Below are 16,677 nucleotides of genomic sequence, written 5' to 3' on the forward strand. Positions count from 1 at the left end.
CTGTTCATCCATGTAATCACAACCCTTTCGTTTAGATTTTTCAATCCAATTATATTCATATGGGACTTTACTAAAAATAAGAACATGAATGAAAATCCAGGGAAGGGCAGAACCTATTTAGGAATGAATAAATCTAGGGAGGTTTTCAATATGAGCAAAAAGCCGAGGAATAAACTAAGTGGAGCAATGAGCGACGAGCAAGCGGTTCGAGGAAAGTTATCAAAGGAATTTGATCATGAGTTTGCCAATGAACCCTTGACCCCAGCAGAGAAATATAATAATAAAAAAACAAAAAAACGACAGTAACAGAATTCAACAAAAACTGTGCAGTGACAGGCACTGTTTGTATCACCGTTCGGGTGTAGGTAAAAAAAACCGCTTTGGTATATACCAAAGCGGTTTTCAATTTATAGTCCAAATAACTGTGGTAGGAACAAGCTTAATTGTGGGATAAATGTTACAAATAACAGAACCACAATAACTACTGCAAAGAATGGAAGCAAGGTTTTAATAACTTGTTCAATTCTAACATCGGCTACAGTTGCTCCAACAAATAGTGCACTACCTACAGGCGGTGTCATGTTTCCAATACATAAAGCAAAACATAATACCATTCCAAAGTGAACAGGATCCATTTGGAATGTTTCTGCTACTGGTAAGAATATAGGTGTAAATATGAGTACAGCAGGTGTGATATCCATAAATGTACCGACAAGAAGCAGAATCAAAAGCATAATAAGCAGTATTCCAACTTGATTATCTGTTATAGATAATAGTGCATCACTGATTAATTGCGGTAAGCTCATGTAGGACATAATCAATGAAAATAATGCAGAAGCAGTGATTAGGAATAGAATCATCCCAGTAATTTCAATGGTTTCTTTTAATATGACCGGAAAATCCTTTAACTTTAAGCTTTTATATATTAGTGAGAGTACAGTGGAATAAAGTACTGCGACGGCTGCACCCTCTGTTGCTGTGAATATCCCGGCAATAATCCCGCCAATAACGATAACGATTAATAGTAAACTTGGAATAGCACTCCAGATAATATAGAGCACGTCTTTAAAGGTTGGTAAGCTTGATACCGGATAATTTTCTTTCCTAGCCATGAAATAAGCAACAACCATTACCCCAAGCCCCCAAAGAATCCCAGGTATATAGCCAGCCATGAATAATGCTGCAATCGAAGTACCACCACTGACAAGTGAGTAAACGATTAGCACAGAACTTGGGGGGATAATTAAACCTGTCGGTGCAGATGCAATGTTTACTGCTGCAGAATAGGTTCTTTTATATCCTTGATTGTCTTGCATTGGTGTCATAATACGACCCATTGCTGCCGCCGATGCAACACTAGAACCAGCAATCGATCCAAAGAGCATGTTTCCAACTACATTCGTATGTGCAAGAGAACCAGGTAGCTTACCGACAAGTATCTTGGCGAAGTTAACTAAACGAAACGCTATTCCGCCCGTATTCATAATAATCCCTGATAGTACGAATAATGGAATAGCGAGCATTGTAAAGTTATCAATCCCGGTAACCATACGTTGGGCCGAGGTCATGATTGCTACATCAAATGGTAGTACGAGTAAAAAGGTCACTACGGAGCTGGCAATGATTGCGATTGCAATTGGAGCCCCAAACCACAATAATAAGAGAAAGCTGGCAAATAATACGATCGCTGCTATAGTTTCCATTATACTCCAACCTCCTCATTATGGCTTTCCTTGCCTGTTAACATGCTGTGGATCGTATACATAATAATTAAGATTCCACAGACTGGTAATGCAGCATAGACGAATGCCATAGATATTCCAGTTGCTGCGGCAGTTTGTGCAGAAGTTAATAGCACAACTCTAATGCCTCCATAAACCATAAGAATCCCAGTAAGTAAAATAATCAGTATATCGGTAATCCGCTCAAATAAAATAACTGTTTTACCACTGAATTTTTCTCTGAAAAATAGGATGGCAATATGTTTCTTTGCTCCAAATACATATGCAGCTGTCATTAATCCAAACCAAATTAGTAAGTATCTTGTTGCTTCTTCAGTACCGGGAGACGAAATATTAAATACATATCGCGCTAATACTTGCCATAGGGAAAGGATAACCATCATAATCAGCAAAAAGGATGAAAACGTTAAAAGTGTTTTATCCAGCTTGTCTTTAAATTTAATCATTCGCTTTCCCTCCCATAATTAGCTCATAAATATCTTTTGTCTTTTCATCATTGGCATATGCTTCATGAAGCGGTTGTACAGCTTCGATAAATGGCCCTTTGTCTACTTCAATAAATTGCACGCCCATCTCATTTTTGGCTGTGTCTGTTTGCTCCTTTATTGCTTTCGCCCATACATCTTCATGGTAGACGGTTGATTCATCTCCTGCTTCCTGGATAAGTGCCTGTTCTTCTTCGGAAAATTGGTTAAATCGTTCGGCATTCATAATCAACATATCCGGAACGATTTGGTGGCCTGTATACATATAATACTTGGCAACTTCCCCATGATTATTTCCAACTAAGGCGGTTTCATTGTTCTCGGCAGCGTCAATGATTCCAGATTGCAGGGAAGTATATACCTCACCATACGCCATTGCTGTCGGTATACCCCCTAAAGCTTCAATCATGTTTACACTTGTCTGACTGGGCTGAACCCTTACTTTTAAGCCACTCATATCTGATAAATCATTTACTTCCCTATCTTTTGTATATAGATGACGCATGCCAGCATTATAATAGGTTAGTCCAATAAAGCCAATATCCTCTGTCTGTTGATAAATCTGATCAGTAATCGAATTTGTATTCATTACGTGTTCGAATTCCTCATATTCTTCAAAAACATATGGCAGACTAAAAATAGAGTAATCGGATTCAAATCCTTCCAAGGCACTGGCACTGACTTTTGCAACATCAACTGCTCCTGTTTGCGTTAGTTCAATTACTTCCCGTTCACTTCCCAACTGGCCATTCGGAAAAATTTCCACTTGGATTGTATCATTTGACTTCTCCTCCACTAATCTGCCAAATTCCACTAATGAAAGGTGTACAGGGTGATCCAGTGTTTGATTATGTGCAATCTTCAACTCCTTTGTACCCGAGTCACCTGACACGTTTTGACAACCAACAAGAACCATTAAAATTAATGAAACCGTTATTATTGTTAGGGTCTTCTTCATCCTTTAACCTCCCTAGGTGTACAAATGTAGTTATAAATAATAGCTTCCCTAATTAATCTAAAGTTAATTCTATAAATGACTATATTTTAGGTAGTGAATGTTTATTTTTGCTGATTATAGACTTTATCACTCTACATTTAGATTATTTGGTAATCATATAGTAAAACCCTTGAAATATAAAACGTTTACATATATGATAAGGTTAGTATAATATAAATAGTTTGTTTTGTAAACAAACTAACTATTTGACTAGAACTTTAAAAATTAGGTTCTATTATAAATGGATTAGGGAAAAATCATTATATAATAAAACGGAAGGGATGATTAAAAGTGAAGACCTTTATTACCGACGATTTTTTGCTTTATAATGAAACTGCGAAAGAGCTTTATCATAATACAGCAAAGAACTTACCAATTATTGATTATCATAACCATTTAAACCAGCATGAAATTTTAGAGGATAAGAATTACTCTAATCTGGCTCAAGTTTGGTTAGGTGGGGACCACTATAAATGGCGCGCTTTACGTGCAAATGGAATAAGTGAGGATTATATTACTGGCAATAAGAGTGATTATGAGAAGTTTATGGCATGGGCAAAAACAGTACCTAACACAATTGGAAATCCACTTTACCATTGGACACACTTAGAGTTATTAAGGTATTTTGATATTGATCAAGTATTTAATGAGGAATCTGCACCAGCTATCTGGGAAGAGGCAAATGAAAAGTTGGCAGGCCCTGAATTTTCAACAAGATCATTATTAAGAAATAAAAAAGTTGAGTTTGTTGGAACAACGGATGACCCTACCGATGACCTTGCAAGCCATCAAGCATTAGCTAAAGAGAATCAAGCATTAACTGTATCACCGTCATTTAGACCGGATAAAGGGTTAAGCATTGAAAATGATGACTTTTTAGCTTGGGTAGGGAAACTAGAACAGGCAACAAACACGACGATAGAAAATTACCGTGCCTTTTTAGATGGATTAGCAAGTCGTGTGGAATATTTTGATGAAAATGGCTGCCGAAGCTCTGATCATGGTATCAATGTCATGTTTTATGAAGCGGCAACTGAAAGTGAAGTTGCTAACATTTTCCTTAAACGTTTAAATGGTGAAATATTATCCGAAAAAGAAGTGGAACAATTTAAAACATACACATTGGTAACACTCGGCGAGTTGTATGCAGATAAAGGATGGGTTATGCAATTACACATCAATCCATTGCGTAATAATAGTACAAGAATGTTTAAATTAATAGGACCGGATAGTGGATTTGATTCTGTTGGTGATCAACTGCTGGCGAATAAATTATCGAATTTACTTGATGCGATGGATATCAATGATAAACTTCCGAAAACTATCTTGTATAGCCTGAATTCACGAGATAACAATATACTTGCAGCAATGGCAGGTAATTTCCAAACTAGTGAAATACCTGGTAAAGTCCAATTTGGAACTGCATGGTGGTTTAATGATACAATTGACGGCATGGAAGACCAAATGAAGACACTCGCAAATATGGGGTTGATTAGTAATTTTGTTGGTATGTTGACTGATTCCAGAAGCTTTCTTTCTTTCCCAAGGCATGAATATTTCAGAAGAATTTTATGTAATTTATTAGGAACATGGGTAGAGGAAGGCAAAGCACCAAAGGATATGGCATTACTTGAAACATATGTAAGAAATATTTGCTATGAAAATTCAAAACGTTACTTTGGAATATAAGGATTTCTATTTCCACCCATTATTATGTATAATGTAAATGATTCATTTCAAATAAAGTAGTGAAGAGAGGAAATGATATAAATGACACAACAAATCGGTGTAATCGGATTAGCCGTTATGGGTAAAAACTTAGCTTTAAATATCGAAAGCAGAGGGTACTCTGTTTCCGTATTTAATCGTTCCTATAACAAAACAGAAGATTTTTTGGCAAATGAAGCGAAAGGCAAAAATTTTGTCGGATCTGAGACAATCGAGGAATTCGTTAATTCACTTGAAAAGCCGCGTAAAATCTTACTAATGGTAAAGGCTGGTCCTGCTACAGATGCAACGATCGAATCTTTACAGCCGTATCTTGAAAAAGGCGATATTTTAATAGATGGCGGTAACACATTGTTTGAAGATACAATCCGCCGTAATAAAATGCTTGATGAAACAGGTGTACACTTTATCGGAACTGGAGTTTCAGGTGGAGAAGAGGGTGCACTGAATGGTCCTTCCATGATGCCTGGTGGACAGAAAGAAGCATATGAGCTTGTAGCACCAATTTTTGAAGCAATTTCAGCAAAAGTTGATGGTGATCCATGTGTGACCTATATCGGACCAAATGGTGCCGGTCATTTCGTGAAGATGGTTCATAACGGAATCGAGTATGGCGATATGCAATTAATTGCTGAAGCATATGATATTTTGAAAAATGTGCTTGGTATGGATACGGAAGAGCTGCATAAAGTCTTTACAGAGTGGAATAAAGGCGAACTCGACAGTTATTTGATTGAAATTACTGCAGACATCTTTACAAAGAAAGATGATGAAACTGGAAAACCAATGGTTGATGTCATTATGGACAAAGCTGGTCAAAAAGGAACTGGAAAATGGACAAGCAAAAATGCATTGGATCTCGGTGTACCACTTCCATTAATTACTGAATCTGTATTTGCTCGATTCATCTCTTCACTAAAAGATGAGCGTATCAAAGCAAGCAAAGTATTAAGTGGACCACAAGGACAGAACTATGATGGAAATCGTGAAGAATTAATCGAAGCGGTTCGTAAAGCATTGTATATGAGTAAAATTGTTTCCTATGCACAAGGGTTCGCACAAATGCGTGCTGCTTCTGAAGAAAACGGCTGGGATCTGCAATATGGTGATATTGCAATGATCTGGCGTGGTGGATGTATTATCCGTGCAAACTTCTTGCAAAAAATCAAAGAGGCTTATGATCGTGAACCAGCGTTAGCTAATTTAATGTTAGATCCATATTTCAAAGAAGTTGTAGAAGGCTATCAATCTGCATTACGTGAAGTCGTTTCCGTTGCTATTAAAAATGGTATTGCTGTACCGACATTCTCAAGCGCAGTTGCATATTATGACAGCTACCGTACAGAGGATCTACCAGCAAATCTAATCCAAGCGCAACGTGACTACTTCGGTGCACATACGTATGAGCGTAAAGATAAAGAAGGAACATTCCATACAAACTGGTTTTAATAAAGATTATTAATAAAGGAGCATTCCCAACAGGGAATGCTCCTTTTGTTATGCCTAAAAAGAGCCTTTATTGATTTACTGTCTCTACATGTTTATTAGAAACAGGAATATGCTTTATTGAATCAGAAAATATTAATTTAGGCACTTCAAAAAAGTTTTGGATTGCTATTGCACAAGCACCCATAATGCAAGCATCTTTTCCGAGTTTGGAAAGAACAATCTCACCATATTGACTAACCGAAGAAACTAGATTTCTCTTTATTTTTTCGACTATACTCGGATAAGATTGCAATACTTCACTATTGAGCACGATTGTTTCCGGATTATATAAATTGATAATATTATTCAAGCCGATGGATAAGTATTTAATAAGTACTTCCATTTCTTCGTAAACAACTGGGTGGTTCTCGTTTACTAATTTACAAAAATCGGTTTGGGTAATAACTGGTTTATCGAGTCGTTTGGCTATTTTTTTGAATAGGCTTGGTTCTGATGCATATAATTCCCAACAGCCATGGTTGCCGCATTTGCATAGTGGCCCTTCTGGAGAAATAACCATATGTCCCATTTCACCTGCATAACCGTGATAGCCTTTATGAATATGGCTATTAACCATTATTCCTGCACCGATACCAGAGGACAAAATGATATTAAGAAGATTGTCGCTTTTTTCATAGTGATAAACCTTTTCTGCATAGGAAGATAAGTTTGCATTGTTATCAATATGAATATTTAAGTCGAAATCTAACTTGTTTTTCAAATCTGATTTAAGGTTTTTGTTATACCATTTATATCTTGGAACGAAGAAAATATCTTCCTCTTTGTTAACGGTTCCATGAATGCCGATAACAGTACTGATTAACCCATAGCGACAATTATTGCATCTTTGATGGTACTTTTGAACATTGTTGGCTAGTAACAAGACAATATTTTCGTATGTTTCTTCCTCTAAGGAAATGTATTCATTATATACCGGATATCCTAATAAGTCAGAAAGCGTAAATTGGATTTCCTGATAGTCTAAATCAATTCCTAAAACGTAACCTGCATCACGTTTAATGGAAAGCATAATCGGTCTTCTTCCTACTGCATTGTGCTCCTGTCGTGTTTCGTAAACTAAATCTTCCTCGAGTAGAGTAGCAACCTGAATGGAAATTGTCGCTTTATTTAAACCAGTAATCTTTGATAACTCTGCCCGAGATATCATTCCATGCTCAATAATTTTTTGTAAAATAAGACTTCTGTTTATTTTCTTAATGTATGCCCCGTCGCCTGTTACCATAACTTAATCCTCCCCCATTTCAATTGTAAGCGCTTGCTGTTTAGTTAAATTAACCCCAATTACTTATATGAAGTTTTATTGACGTTCTCTGTATAATAGTGCTATTCTTTCCTTAAGTCATTGTTTTGATTTGTCTAGCAAACAAAGTAAGTAAGTAGATAGTTTGAATTTATAAAGATGTAATTAGAATGAAAAGGTTTACAAAATAGTTCAAAGTAAACGATTTAAAAAACCTTATAGTGCGTGTTCAAAAAGGAGGATAAAAAGGACCGAGAATTTCGAGGCAGCGTAGCTCCCGGTAGCGGAACGTATGCTTTTAATACGTGAACAAACGATCTAGCACGCAGGAAAAGTAAGCTAACGAAGAAATTCGATGTGTTATTTTTACCGGACTTTTTGAACATCCTCTTAATATAATTATAGTATAACAAAAAAAGGAGCAATTGTAATGAAAATTCTTTATTTTGATTGTTTTTCTGGTATTAGTGGCGATATGACAATTGCCTCACTTATCGATGCTGGCGGAGATGCTAACTATATGGCGGAAGAATTAAAAAAACTCGGAATGGACAGTGAGTATGATCTAAAATGGGATAAGGTTAATAAAAATGGCATAACAAGCACGAAGTTTGATGTTATCTTATTAAACGATTCCCATGAACATGGTGACCATTCACATGATCACGAACATCACCAACATTCGCATGAGCACACCCATGAACATGGTAACCATTCGCATGATCACGGACATCACCAACATTCGCATGAGCACACCCATGAACATGGTGACCATTCGCATAATAACGGACATCACCACCGCTCCTATAAAGATATCGTAGATCTTATTAAGTCTGCTGATCTTGAGGAACAAGTACAGGATACGGCATTGAAGATTTTTAAGAAAATTGGAGAAGCAGAGGGGCGCATCCACGGTATGCCATTAGAGGAAGTGTATTTTCATGAGGTGGGGGCGGTGGATTCTATTGTTGATATCGTGGGAACTGCTATTTTAATTCACCAGCTTGAAATTGATCAAGTGAAGTCTGCCCCAGTCCCAGTAGGTGGAGGGAAGATACATATTGATCACGGGGTATACCCCGTACCTGCACCAGCAACATTGGAAATATTACGTGGAATTCCAATCGCAGAGAGTGATTTAAAAGCGGAGCTTACAACCCCAACTGGAGCGGCAATCATTGCGGTGCTGGCTGAGGAATTTGGTGGCATGCCATCATTTAAAGTAAATACAATTGGTTATGGTGCAGGAACGAAAACATTTGCTGACCATCCAAATGTATTACGTACTATTATTGGACAATAGCTAGATAAGAAAGAAAAACGTTTTGAACGTTTACTAACACAGGGGGCTTTATAATGAAAATTGCATTAATTGCTCATGATGAAAAGAAAGACGATATGGTCCGATTTACGGAAGCATATCAATACAGTCTGAAGAAACACGAACTATATGCTACTGGTACAACGGGTTTAAGAATTACAGAGAATACCGGTCTTCGGGTTCATCGTTTCCAGTCTGGCCCACTTGGTGGGGACCAGCAAATTGGAGCGATGGTTGCAGATAATAATATGGACATGGTCATTTTCTTCCGGGATCCGCTGACCGCACAGCCGCATGAACCAGATATTTCTGCACTGCTGCGTTTATGTGATGTATACTCTATTCCATTAGCGACAAATATGGGTTCAGCTGAGATTCTTATTCATGCCTTGGAACGTGGAGATCTGAAATGGCGTGAAATTATTCATAATAAAGGAAAATAGAGAGGTATCTGGTTGACTAGGAAATGCCTTCATGCTATTCTATTTATGTAATTAGTTTATCCGTTAAACTAATTACATTCCCTGATGAAAGGGATTACATACATAGGTGTTAATTGTCCTTGTAAAGGGAATGATAAGAGTAGTGGTTATTCAAAAGGTCCGATAAATTTGACTATAGATGTTTTTGGTTAGCGTTTATCATTCTTTTTGAACTTATAGTATCGCCTGAATTAATATATTCGTTAATTAAATATCATCCGAAAAGGAGTGAATTAGCTGTATGGGAATTTTACAAGAACTGCTAAATGATATTCCAGTTCCAAAAATGGCAAAGGTGAAGCAGACATTTGATAACACAAGGGAAGAAGATGTCGTAGGGACACTGCAGGCACAATTGGAGCGTGTAAAGGATACAGTTAAACCAGGGATGGAAATCGCTGTTGCTGTTGGAAGTAGAGGAGTGGACCGCCTAGTTGACATTACTGGAGTAACCATTAAATTTCTCCAGGATTTAGGTGCGAAGCCATTTATAGTTCCATCGATGGGAAGTCATGGTGGGGCGACCGCTGAAGGGCAGAAAGCTGTGCTGGAACATTTGGGTGTTACAGAAGAAGCTGTTAACGCAGAGATTCGTTCATCCATGGAAGTTATTAAAATAGGTGAACTTCCTAATGGATTGCCAGTGTATATTGATAAGCTTGCATCTGAAGCAGACGGCATTGTTGTCATCAATCGTGTGAAACCACACACCGCTTTTCGTGGACCTGTTGAAAGTGGAATTATGAAGATGATCAGTATCGGGCTTGGGAAACAAAAGGGTGCCGAAGCATGTCACCAGCTAGGTTTTAAACATATGGCAGAACATGTCCCAGCCATGGCCAAAATGATCATGGAGAAAATGCCGATTATTTTTTCCGTTGCAACGGTCGAGAATGCATTTGATAAAGTTGCAAAGCTGGAAGTCCTTCTTCCGGAAGAAGTAGAGGCTAAAGAAGTTGAGCTACAAAAGCTATCCAAACAATTGCTTCCAAAACTTTTCTTTGATGAGATCGGTGTGCTGGTCATTGATGAAATTGGAAAAAACATCAGTGGAGATGGAATGGACCCGAACGTAACTGGTCGATATCCGACGCCATATGCACATGGTGGTCCAGATGTTTCGAAAATGGTTGTCCTTGATGTAACACCCGAATCGGAAGGAAATGCCAATGGCGTAGGAACGGCTGATTTTACTACGGAGCGTCTTGTTAATAAAATGGATAAGCATGGAACTTATGCTAATGGGCTTACGTCAACTGTCGTTGGACCAACACATATATCGACAACATTGCCGAATGACAAAATGGCGATTCAGGCAGCAGTAAAGACATGTAATATCCTTGATTTTACAAAAGTTAAGCTAGTGCGAATTAAAAACACATTGGATATAGGCGAAATTGAAGTCTCTGAATCATTGCTTGAGCATGTGGAAAAGCATCCAAACTTAGAAGTGGTTTCAGAACTGTACGAAATTGATTTTAATAAACAAGGGAATCTATTCAAATAATAAAATGGGGGAATTGTAATGAGTAAACTATTTGATTTAACTGGGAAAACAGCAGTAGCTATCGGTGGAAACAGTACGTTAGGAAGCTCTATGGCAAAAGGTCTTGCAGCAGAGGGTGCGAAAATCGCAATTGTTGGAAGAAACTTGGAGAAAGCAGAAGCTGTTGTAAAAGAAATTGAAGCAGAAGGCGGATCTGCAAAAGCCTTTCAAGGGGATGTAAGTGACCTTGAATCCATCGAACGTGCAGCAACTGAAATTAAAGAATGGTCAGGCGGCTGGGATATTATTTTAAATGCACCTGGTAAGAACAGCTCGACACCATTTATGGAACTTGCAGCAGAAGAGTGGGATGATATTATGGATGTCAACCTAAGAGGGCTTGTTTTCTCAACACAAATTTTTGTGAAAGATATGATTGAGCAAAAGAGACAAGGAAGTATTATTAATATTTCATCTGTTTCATCAACAACACCATTATCACGTGTATTCACCTATTCTGCATCAAAAGCTGGTGTGAACAGCGTGACACAATATTTAGCGAAAGAGTTTGCACCACATGGTATTCGAGTAAATGCGATTATCCCAGGATTCTTCCCTGCAGAGCAAAACCGTAAAATATTGGATGAAGATCGAATTGAATCCATTATGAACCATACACCAATGAACCGCTTTGGAGAACCGGAAGAATTACAAGGCGCAGCAGTCTACCTTGCATCTGATAAAGCGTCAGGATTTGTTACCGGGTCATTGCTTCGTGTTGATGGTGGATATGGTAGTATGACAATATAGTAAATACTTATGAAGGCTTTGGAGGAATTAATCACCTTCAAAGCCTTTTTATTTTAGATAAACAGGATGGAATACATTATAATAAAACATAGAGTTGTAAAGGATGTGATTGCATTGAAAAAAAGTTTAGTAATCGGACTTGATATCGGAACAACGAGCGCTAAAGCGGTCGTCTTTGACTTGAAAGGAAAGTTAATTGCTGAAACAGAAGAAATGATAAAGACATATTACCCGAAAACCGGCTGGGTGGAACAAAGCCCGCAAGAGGTCGAGAATGCATGTCGTATAGCAATGAGAAATGTTATCCAAAAAGTGGACCTTGAACAATACGAACTACTTGCAACAGGGATATCATGTGCCATGCACTCATTGATTTGTATGGATGAAAATGTTGAACCTTTATCCAATATGCTTATTTGGTCTGACGGTAGAAGCAGTGAACAGGCTGAAAAACTAATTGGTACAGAAAAAGGGAAAGCTATTTATTCCAATACCGGAACGCCAATCCACCCAATGACACCACTCATGAAGTTAGTATGGATGCGTGAAAATAATGATGAAGCATATGAAAATGCTACATATTATATGACATTTAAAGAGTATCTAATACAGAAGTGGTTCGGAAAATCGGCTATCGATTATTCTATGGCTTCATCAACTGGACTATTGAATGTTAAAACATTAGACTGGGACGAAGAAGCATTGGATATGGCGGGGATTAAACGGGAACAACTTTCACCTATTGTTCCACCAACCGAAGTATTTACAAATATTCGTGAAACAGTCGCAAATGAAACAGGAATACCAGCGGAAATGCCATTCGTTATTGGTGCGGCTGATGGCCAATTGGCAAATCTCGGCAGTGGTGCTACCTCACCAGGGGAAGTAAACGTGTCTATGGGAACAAGTGGGGCTATCAGACAGTTTGTAGAAGGTGCACCGGTTAACAATGAAATGGAAACTTTTACGTATGCTTTTTCTGAAGCTACTTCCATTATTGGGGGACCAACAAATAATGGCGGTATCGTCTTGCAATGGTTTAAAGATATGATTGAATTTAAAGGAACCCATGATGAACTACTTGCTGGAGTAGAAAATATAGAGCCCGGTGCAGAAGGGATTATCTTTCTGCCATATATAAACGGTGAACGTGCCCCACTATGGAATCAGCGGGCAAAGGGGAATTTCTACGGACTCACTATAGGTCATAATAAAGACCATTTGGCCCGCGCCGTATTGGAAGGTATTACATTTAACATCTATCAAATTGGACAAGCGTTGGAGGAGATGGCAGGACCATCTAAGAAAATCACTGTGAATGGCGGTCTCTCTAAATCACGATTATGGGTCCAAATCATGGCAGATGTCTTTGGCAGTGAGATTTATATTTCCGATACACATCACAATGCTGCATGGGGAGCGGCATGGACTTCGTTGGTTGCTATTCAAAAGGCAGACAGTTTTGATGCAATTAAAGAAAACTTGCCTGCAGAAGAAGTCATTCAACCAAATATTGAAAATCATGAAAAATATTTAAAGATATTTGAAAAATATGAAAAACTGGCGAGGGACTTATCGATCTATTTTGAGTAAATTCTTATTAAACATAGTGGGGGGGGTAACTTGATGGAGGAAATTTTAAAACAGCTTCAGAATGGAACATTAAGTGTAGCAGAGGCAAAAGACCAACTTGCTACTTATGAAAATCTGGGGTTTGCTAAAGTGGATCATCACCGGAAGAAACGACAAGGCTTTCCCGAAATTATTTATGGAGAAGGAAAATCAGCGGAACAAATTATCGCTATTTTAGAAGCTATAACTGCAAAGGGTAATGATATTTTAATAACGCGGATTGATCAAGAGAAAGCAGATTTGGTCCTAAAACTACATCCCGAATTAACCTATCATGAAACAGCAAGAATACTATCCTGGAATCAACAATCTAAATCTGTTAGAGATGCTAAAGGTTATATTGCGATCGTTTGTGCGGGAACATCCGATTTAAGGGTAGCGGAAGAAGCGGCTGTTACAGCGGAAGTATTGGGAAGTAAGGTACACCGTATTTATGATGTCGGGGTTGCTGGTATCCATCGCCTGTTTGATAACTTGGAAGAAATTCAACAAGCAACAGTATCGGTAGTTGTTGCAGGTATGGAAGGTGCACTTCCGAGTGTTGTTGGAGGTCTTGTTTCCCATCCGGTAATTGCTGTTCCGACAAGTGTAGGTTATGGAGCGAACTTTGGCGGGATGTCTGCATTGCTTTCCATGCTGAATTCCTGTGCCTCCGGGATTAGTGTCGTAAACATTGATAATGGATTTGGCGGAGCATATAATGCAGTAGTTATTGATCGTTTGGCTAATAAAGAATAAGCATGTGTGTTTAAAGGGGCGAGAAGATTGAGGTGAGGAACTGCTGGTTAATATTCTTAGCATGTGCTTTTCCTGCCGGATTGGTGAAGTGTATGATGCTATTACTTTACCTGCATGCATGTGTTGTAATTGCGAGCCTCTTCTAACTAGCTCTGGGAAATACACGAAGATTCTGACGCGAAAAGGGGCTCATCAGCCGCCTTAGGATGCGCGCAGTGTATTTCCCAGAGCGGTCACCGAAATCACCCAACTTCTGTCGCATTTTACATACATTACGGCAAAACATCTTGAAACAGACTTGAACAACCATTGAAAATAGAGAGGGGGTATTTGATGAACAATCGACCACCAAACCACGAACATATCGATGACCAAATGGTAAAAATGGAAGTTAACCTGGATGATATCTCTGGGGAATGGCTTGGTTATGTTATGGACGTACTATTTGACGCAGGTGCAAATGATGTCTTCTATACCCCTATTTATATGAAAAAGAATCGACCAGGAATATTGCTTCAACTACTTTGCAGAAAAGAAGCAATCAATCAAATGAAGGACATCTTACTTAAAGAGACAACGACACTTGGCATCCGTTATTATCCACTTACCGTTCATCGAATGGAGAGAAAGTTTACTCATGTTGAAACAAAATGGGGTCCAGTAACGGTGAAGCAGGGGATTTCTGGTGATAACGTTTTTCAAAGTTCTCCAGAATATGAAGAGTGTAGAAAAATAGCCAAGAAATATGACGTACCGTTGAAGAAGGTTTATGAAGAAGTTTGGAGAAATGCTGAAAAATAGAAAAGCTCCTTGGTGGATGACACATGAGCTACTATATATTACTTTGTTTGGTATACAAATATAGGAAATGGTTCTCTCTTGATGCGTTGGAGTGAAACGATGGAATGAGGACATCATAGGAGGGAAAATGAAACAACATCCAATTTTTCGCTATCTTTACATCTTTTATTCTTTTGTATTTTTACTCAATATTATTAATGTATTTACAGAAAGTGAACGTTTAAATTACGTCATTGGTATTTTGGCTGTTTTAATGTTACTTGTATCCTTTTTTGGTGCTTCCAGGCTTTTTAAAATCCTTGGATGTGCCTTCTTAGTCGTTGGAGCTATTGCTTATCTAACAACAGGCCAATCAATACTCGCCATTCCTGCATTTTTAACATCCAATATGTCGCTACTCACATTATTGGCAATGCTCCCTTGGATGAACAGTGTTGTTCGAAGTGGCAGGTTCGATCGGAGTTTAAATAACCTATTAAATGTAAATGCTTCTGATTTAGGGAAACTTTATCCGCGTAGTTCCATTACAACATTAACATTGGCATCATTTTTAAATTTGTCAGCTGCATCCATTTCTCAAGATGTATTAAAAGAGAATTTGAGATCCCTTAAAAAGAATCTACGAAGTTCATTTATTAGTACATCAACACTTAGAGGTTATACATTAGCACTATTATGGAGTCCATTAGAAATATTAGTAGCTATCTCCATATTTACAACAGGGGCGGACTATGTTTCCTTATTACCTTGGCTGCTGTTGATAGCGTTTATCACCTTTATACTTGATTCCATTTGGGGTCGCTTTCATTATAAGAAGTACTCTTATGGGGATAATAATGCATCGAAACAGTCAACGATTGATATGAAGAAATTAACAAAGAAAATCATTCATTTATTAGTCGCCCTTGTTTTATTTTTAACCCTCGTTATTTTTCTGGGGAATCAATTTAATTTAGATTTCATCTTTACTGTTACAATCCTAATTTTCCCATTTGCGCTCCTATGGTCCTTCATTATGAAACGAAGCAGGAGTTTCTGGGCAATTGGGTGGAACACATGGAAGATGAAAACAAATACGATGCAGAATTTTATCGTTTTGTTTCTATCTTTATCCTTTTTTGAAGTGAGTATCAGTGGAACGGCATTTTTAGATTTTATTCAACAGCCAGTCATCGCTGTTTCTGAATACCCATTGCTAGTTTTTATTTTAATACAGGTTATTTTCATTCTTATGAGTATGTTTGGCGTTCACCCAATTGCGACGATTGGAATTCTTGGTGGGGTCATTGTGACATTGTTGGAAACCATGAATCCTGTAAGTCTTGCCATAGTTTTGGCGACAAGTTCTGTTGCAACATTAACCGTTGGGGCTTATGGGTTAATCGTACAGCTAACTTCTCTTAGTACGGGTCAAAATCCATATCGTATTACACTAAATAATTTACCATATGCCTTAGGGTTTGGTTTTGTTGGATCGATTGTTGCATACTTCCTTTTATAGAAGGCTCTTTGATTAATCTTTAGGACTGCAGTTACTCGTCCCACCGAAAGGAATTGTTGCTTTTTAAGCATTGCAGAGTTGATATAAACTGCGACGTAACTGCTGGTTGATTTCCATAGACGTGTACTGTTCCTGCAGGAGTCACCGCCCAGAGCGGTCGCCGAAGTTTATAGACTGCAATAGCAACATTTTCTTTTGGAGGTAC

General features: G+C 38.1%; 15 protein-coding genes. 11 read left to right on the top strand and 4 right to left on the bottom strand.

All coding sequences use genetic code 11. From position 1 onward, the window contains the following. Positions 1 to 150: 150 nt before the first annotated feature. A complete protein-coding gene (gene sspO / locus BV906_RS18375; protein WP_087975072.1) occupies positions 151 to 306 on the top strand; it encodes a small acid-soluble spore protein O in 156 nt (51 codons plus the stop codon). A 101-nt stretch (positions 307 to 407) separates the two neighbouring features. On the opposite strand, the gene BV906_RS18380 is transcribed toward sspO, so the two are convergent. The 3 genes from BV906_RS18380 to BV906_RS18390 are packed head-to-tail and all read right to left on the bottom strand — an operon-like array spanning position 408 to position 3,185. Beyond that, complete coding sequence (locus BV906_RS18380; RefSeq protein WP_087975073.1) at positions 408 to 1,703, bottom strand: TRAP transporter large permease; 1,296 nt, start codon at positions 1,701 to 1,703, stop codon at positions 408 to 410. Continuing rightward, a complete protein-coding gene (locus BV906_RS18385; protein WP_087975074.1) occupies positions 1,703 to 2,188 on the bottom strand; it encodes a TRAP transporter small permease in 486 nt (161 codons plus the stop codon). Before BV906_RS18385 ends, BV906_RS18380 begins: the two co-directional genes overlap by 1 nt. Further along, a complete protein-coding gene (locus tag BV906_RS18390; RefSeq protein WP_087975075.1) occupies positions 2,181 to 3,185 on the bottom strand; it encodes a TRAP transporter substrate-binding protein in 1,005 nt (334 codons plus the stop codon). Before BV906_RS18390 ends, BV906_RS18385 begins: the two co-directional genes overlap by 8 nt. A gap of 330 nt (positions 3,186 to 3,515) precedes the next feature. Here BV906_RS18390 and uxaC point away from each other — a divergent pair, with 330 nt between their 5' ends. Beyond that, positions 3,516 to 4,913 (top strand): glucuronate isomerase, encoded by a 1,398-nt coding sequence (uxaC, locus tag BV906_RS18395; RefSeq protein ID WP_087975076.1) that lies wholly within the window; start codon positions 3,516 to 3,518, stop codon positions 4,911 to 4,913. Positions 4,914 to 4,994: 81 nt separating this feature from the next. Then, the gene (gene gndA / locus BV906_RS18400; protein ID WP_087975077.1) at positions 4,995 to 6,401 is read left to right on the top strand and encodes an NADP-dependent phosphogluconate dehydrogenase; all 1,407 of its coding nucleotides are present in this window, start codon (positions 4,995 to 4,997) and stop codon (positions 6,399 to 6,401) included. A 67-nt stretch (positions 6,402 to 6,468) separates the two neighbouring features. On the opposite strand, the gene BV906_RS18405 is transcribed toward gndA, so the two are convergent. After that, on the bottom strand, positions 6,469 to 7,683 hold the full coding sequence (locus tag BV906_RS18405; RefSeq protein ID WP_087975078.1) for an ROK family transcriptional regulator: 1,215 nt from the start codon (positions 7,681 to 7,683) through the stop codon (positions 6,469 to 6,471). Between the two features lie 448 nt (positions 7,684 to 8,131). Here BV906_RS18405 and larC point away from each other — a divergent pair, with 448 nt between their 5' ends. The 8 genes from larC (at position 8,132) to BV906_RS18445 (ending at position 16,472) form a co-directional block, all read left to right on the top strand. Continuing rightward, positions 8,132 to 9,004 (top strand): nickel pincer cofactor biosynthesis protein LarC, encoded by an 873-nt coding sequence (gene larC / locus BV906_RS18410; RefSeq protein ID WP_087975079.1) that lies wholly within the window; start codon positions 8,132 to 8,134, stop codon positions 9,002 to 9,004. 53 nt (positions 9,005 to 9,057) lie between these two features. Next, entirely contained in the window at positions 9,058 to 9,465 is a 408-nt protein-coding gene (gene mgsA, locus BV906_RS18415; RefSeq protein ID WP_087975080.1) for a methylglyoxal synthase, read from the top strand. A gap of 280 nt (positions 9,466 to 9,745) precedes the next feature. Further along, a complete protein-coding gene (locus BV906_RS18420; protein WP_087975081.1) occupies positions 9,746 to 11,011 on the top strand; it encodes a nickel pincer cofactor-dependent isomerase, group 22 in 1,266 nt (421 codons plus the stop codon). Between the two features lie 18 nt (positions 11,012 to 11,029). Beyond that, positions 11,030 to 11,800 carry an SDR family oxidoreductase gene (locus tag BV906_RS18425; protein ID WP_087975082.1) on the top strand — a complete coding sequence of 257 codons (771 nt, stop codon included), beginning with the start codon at positions 11,030 to 11,032 and terminating at the stop codon, positions 11,798 to 11,800. A 105-nt stretch (positions 11,801 to 11,905) separates the two neighbouring features. Further along, the gene (locus BV906_RS18430; RefSeq protein WP_342744425.1) at positions 11,906 to 13,393 is read left to right on the top strand and encodes a gluconokinase; all 1,488 of its coding nucleotides are present in this window, start codon (positions 11,906 to 11,908) and stop codon (positions 13,391 to 13,393) included. Between the two features lie 30 nt (positions 13,394 to 13,423). Beyond that, positions 13,424 to 14,170, top strand: coding sequence for a nickel pincer cofactor biosynthesis protein LarB (larB, locus tag BV906_RS18435; RefSeq protein ID WP_087975084.1), 747 nt, complete (start codon positions 13,424 to 13,426; stop codon positions 14,168 to 14,170). 333 nt (positions 14,171 to 14,503) lie between these two features. After that, on the top strand, positions 14,504 to 14,971 hold the full coding sequence (gene larC2 / locus BV906_RS18440) for a nickel pincer cofactor biosynthesis protein LarC2 (protein ID WP_087975085.1): 468 nt from the start codon (positions 14,504 to 14,506) through the stop codon (positions 14,969 to 14,971). A 91-nt stretch (positions 14,972 to 15,062) separates the two neighbouring features. After that, a complete protein-coding gene (locus tag BV906_RS18445; protein ID WP_245844306.1) occupies positions 15,063 to 16,472 on the top strand; it encodes a hypothetical protein in 1,410 nt (469 codons plus the stop codon). The last annotated feature ends 205 nt before the right edge of the window (positions 16,473 to 16,677 follow it).

The organism is Oceanobacillus rekensis, assembly GCF_002153375.1.
GTDB classification, from domain to species: Bacteria; Bacillota; Bacilli; order Bacillales; family Amphibacillaceae; genus Oceanobacillus; species Oceanobacillus rekensis.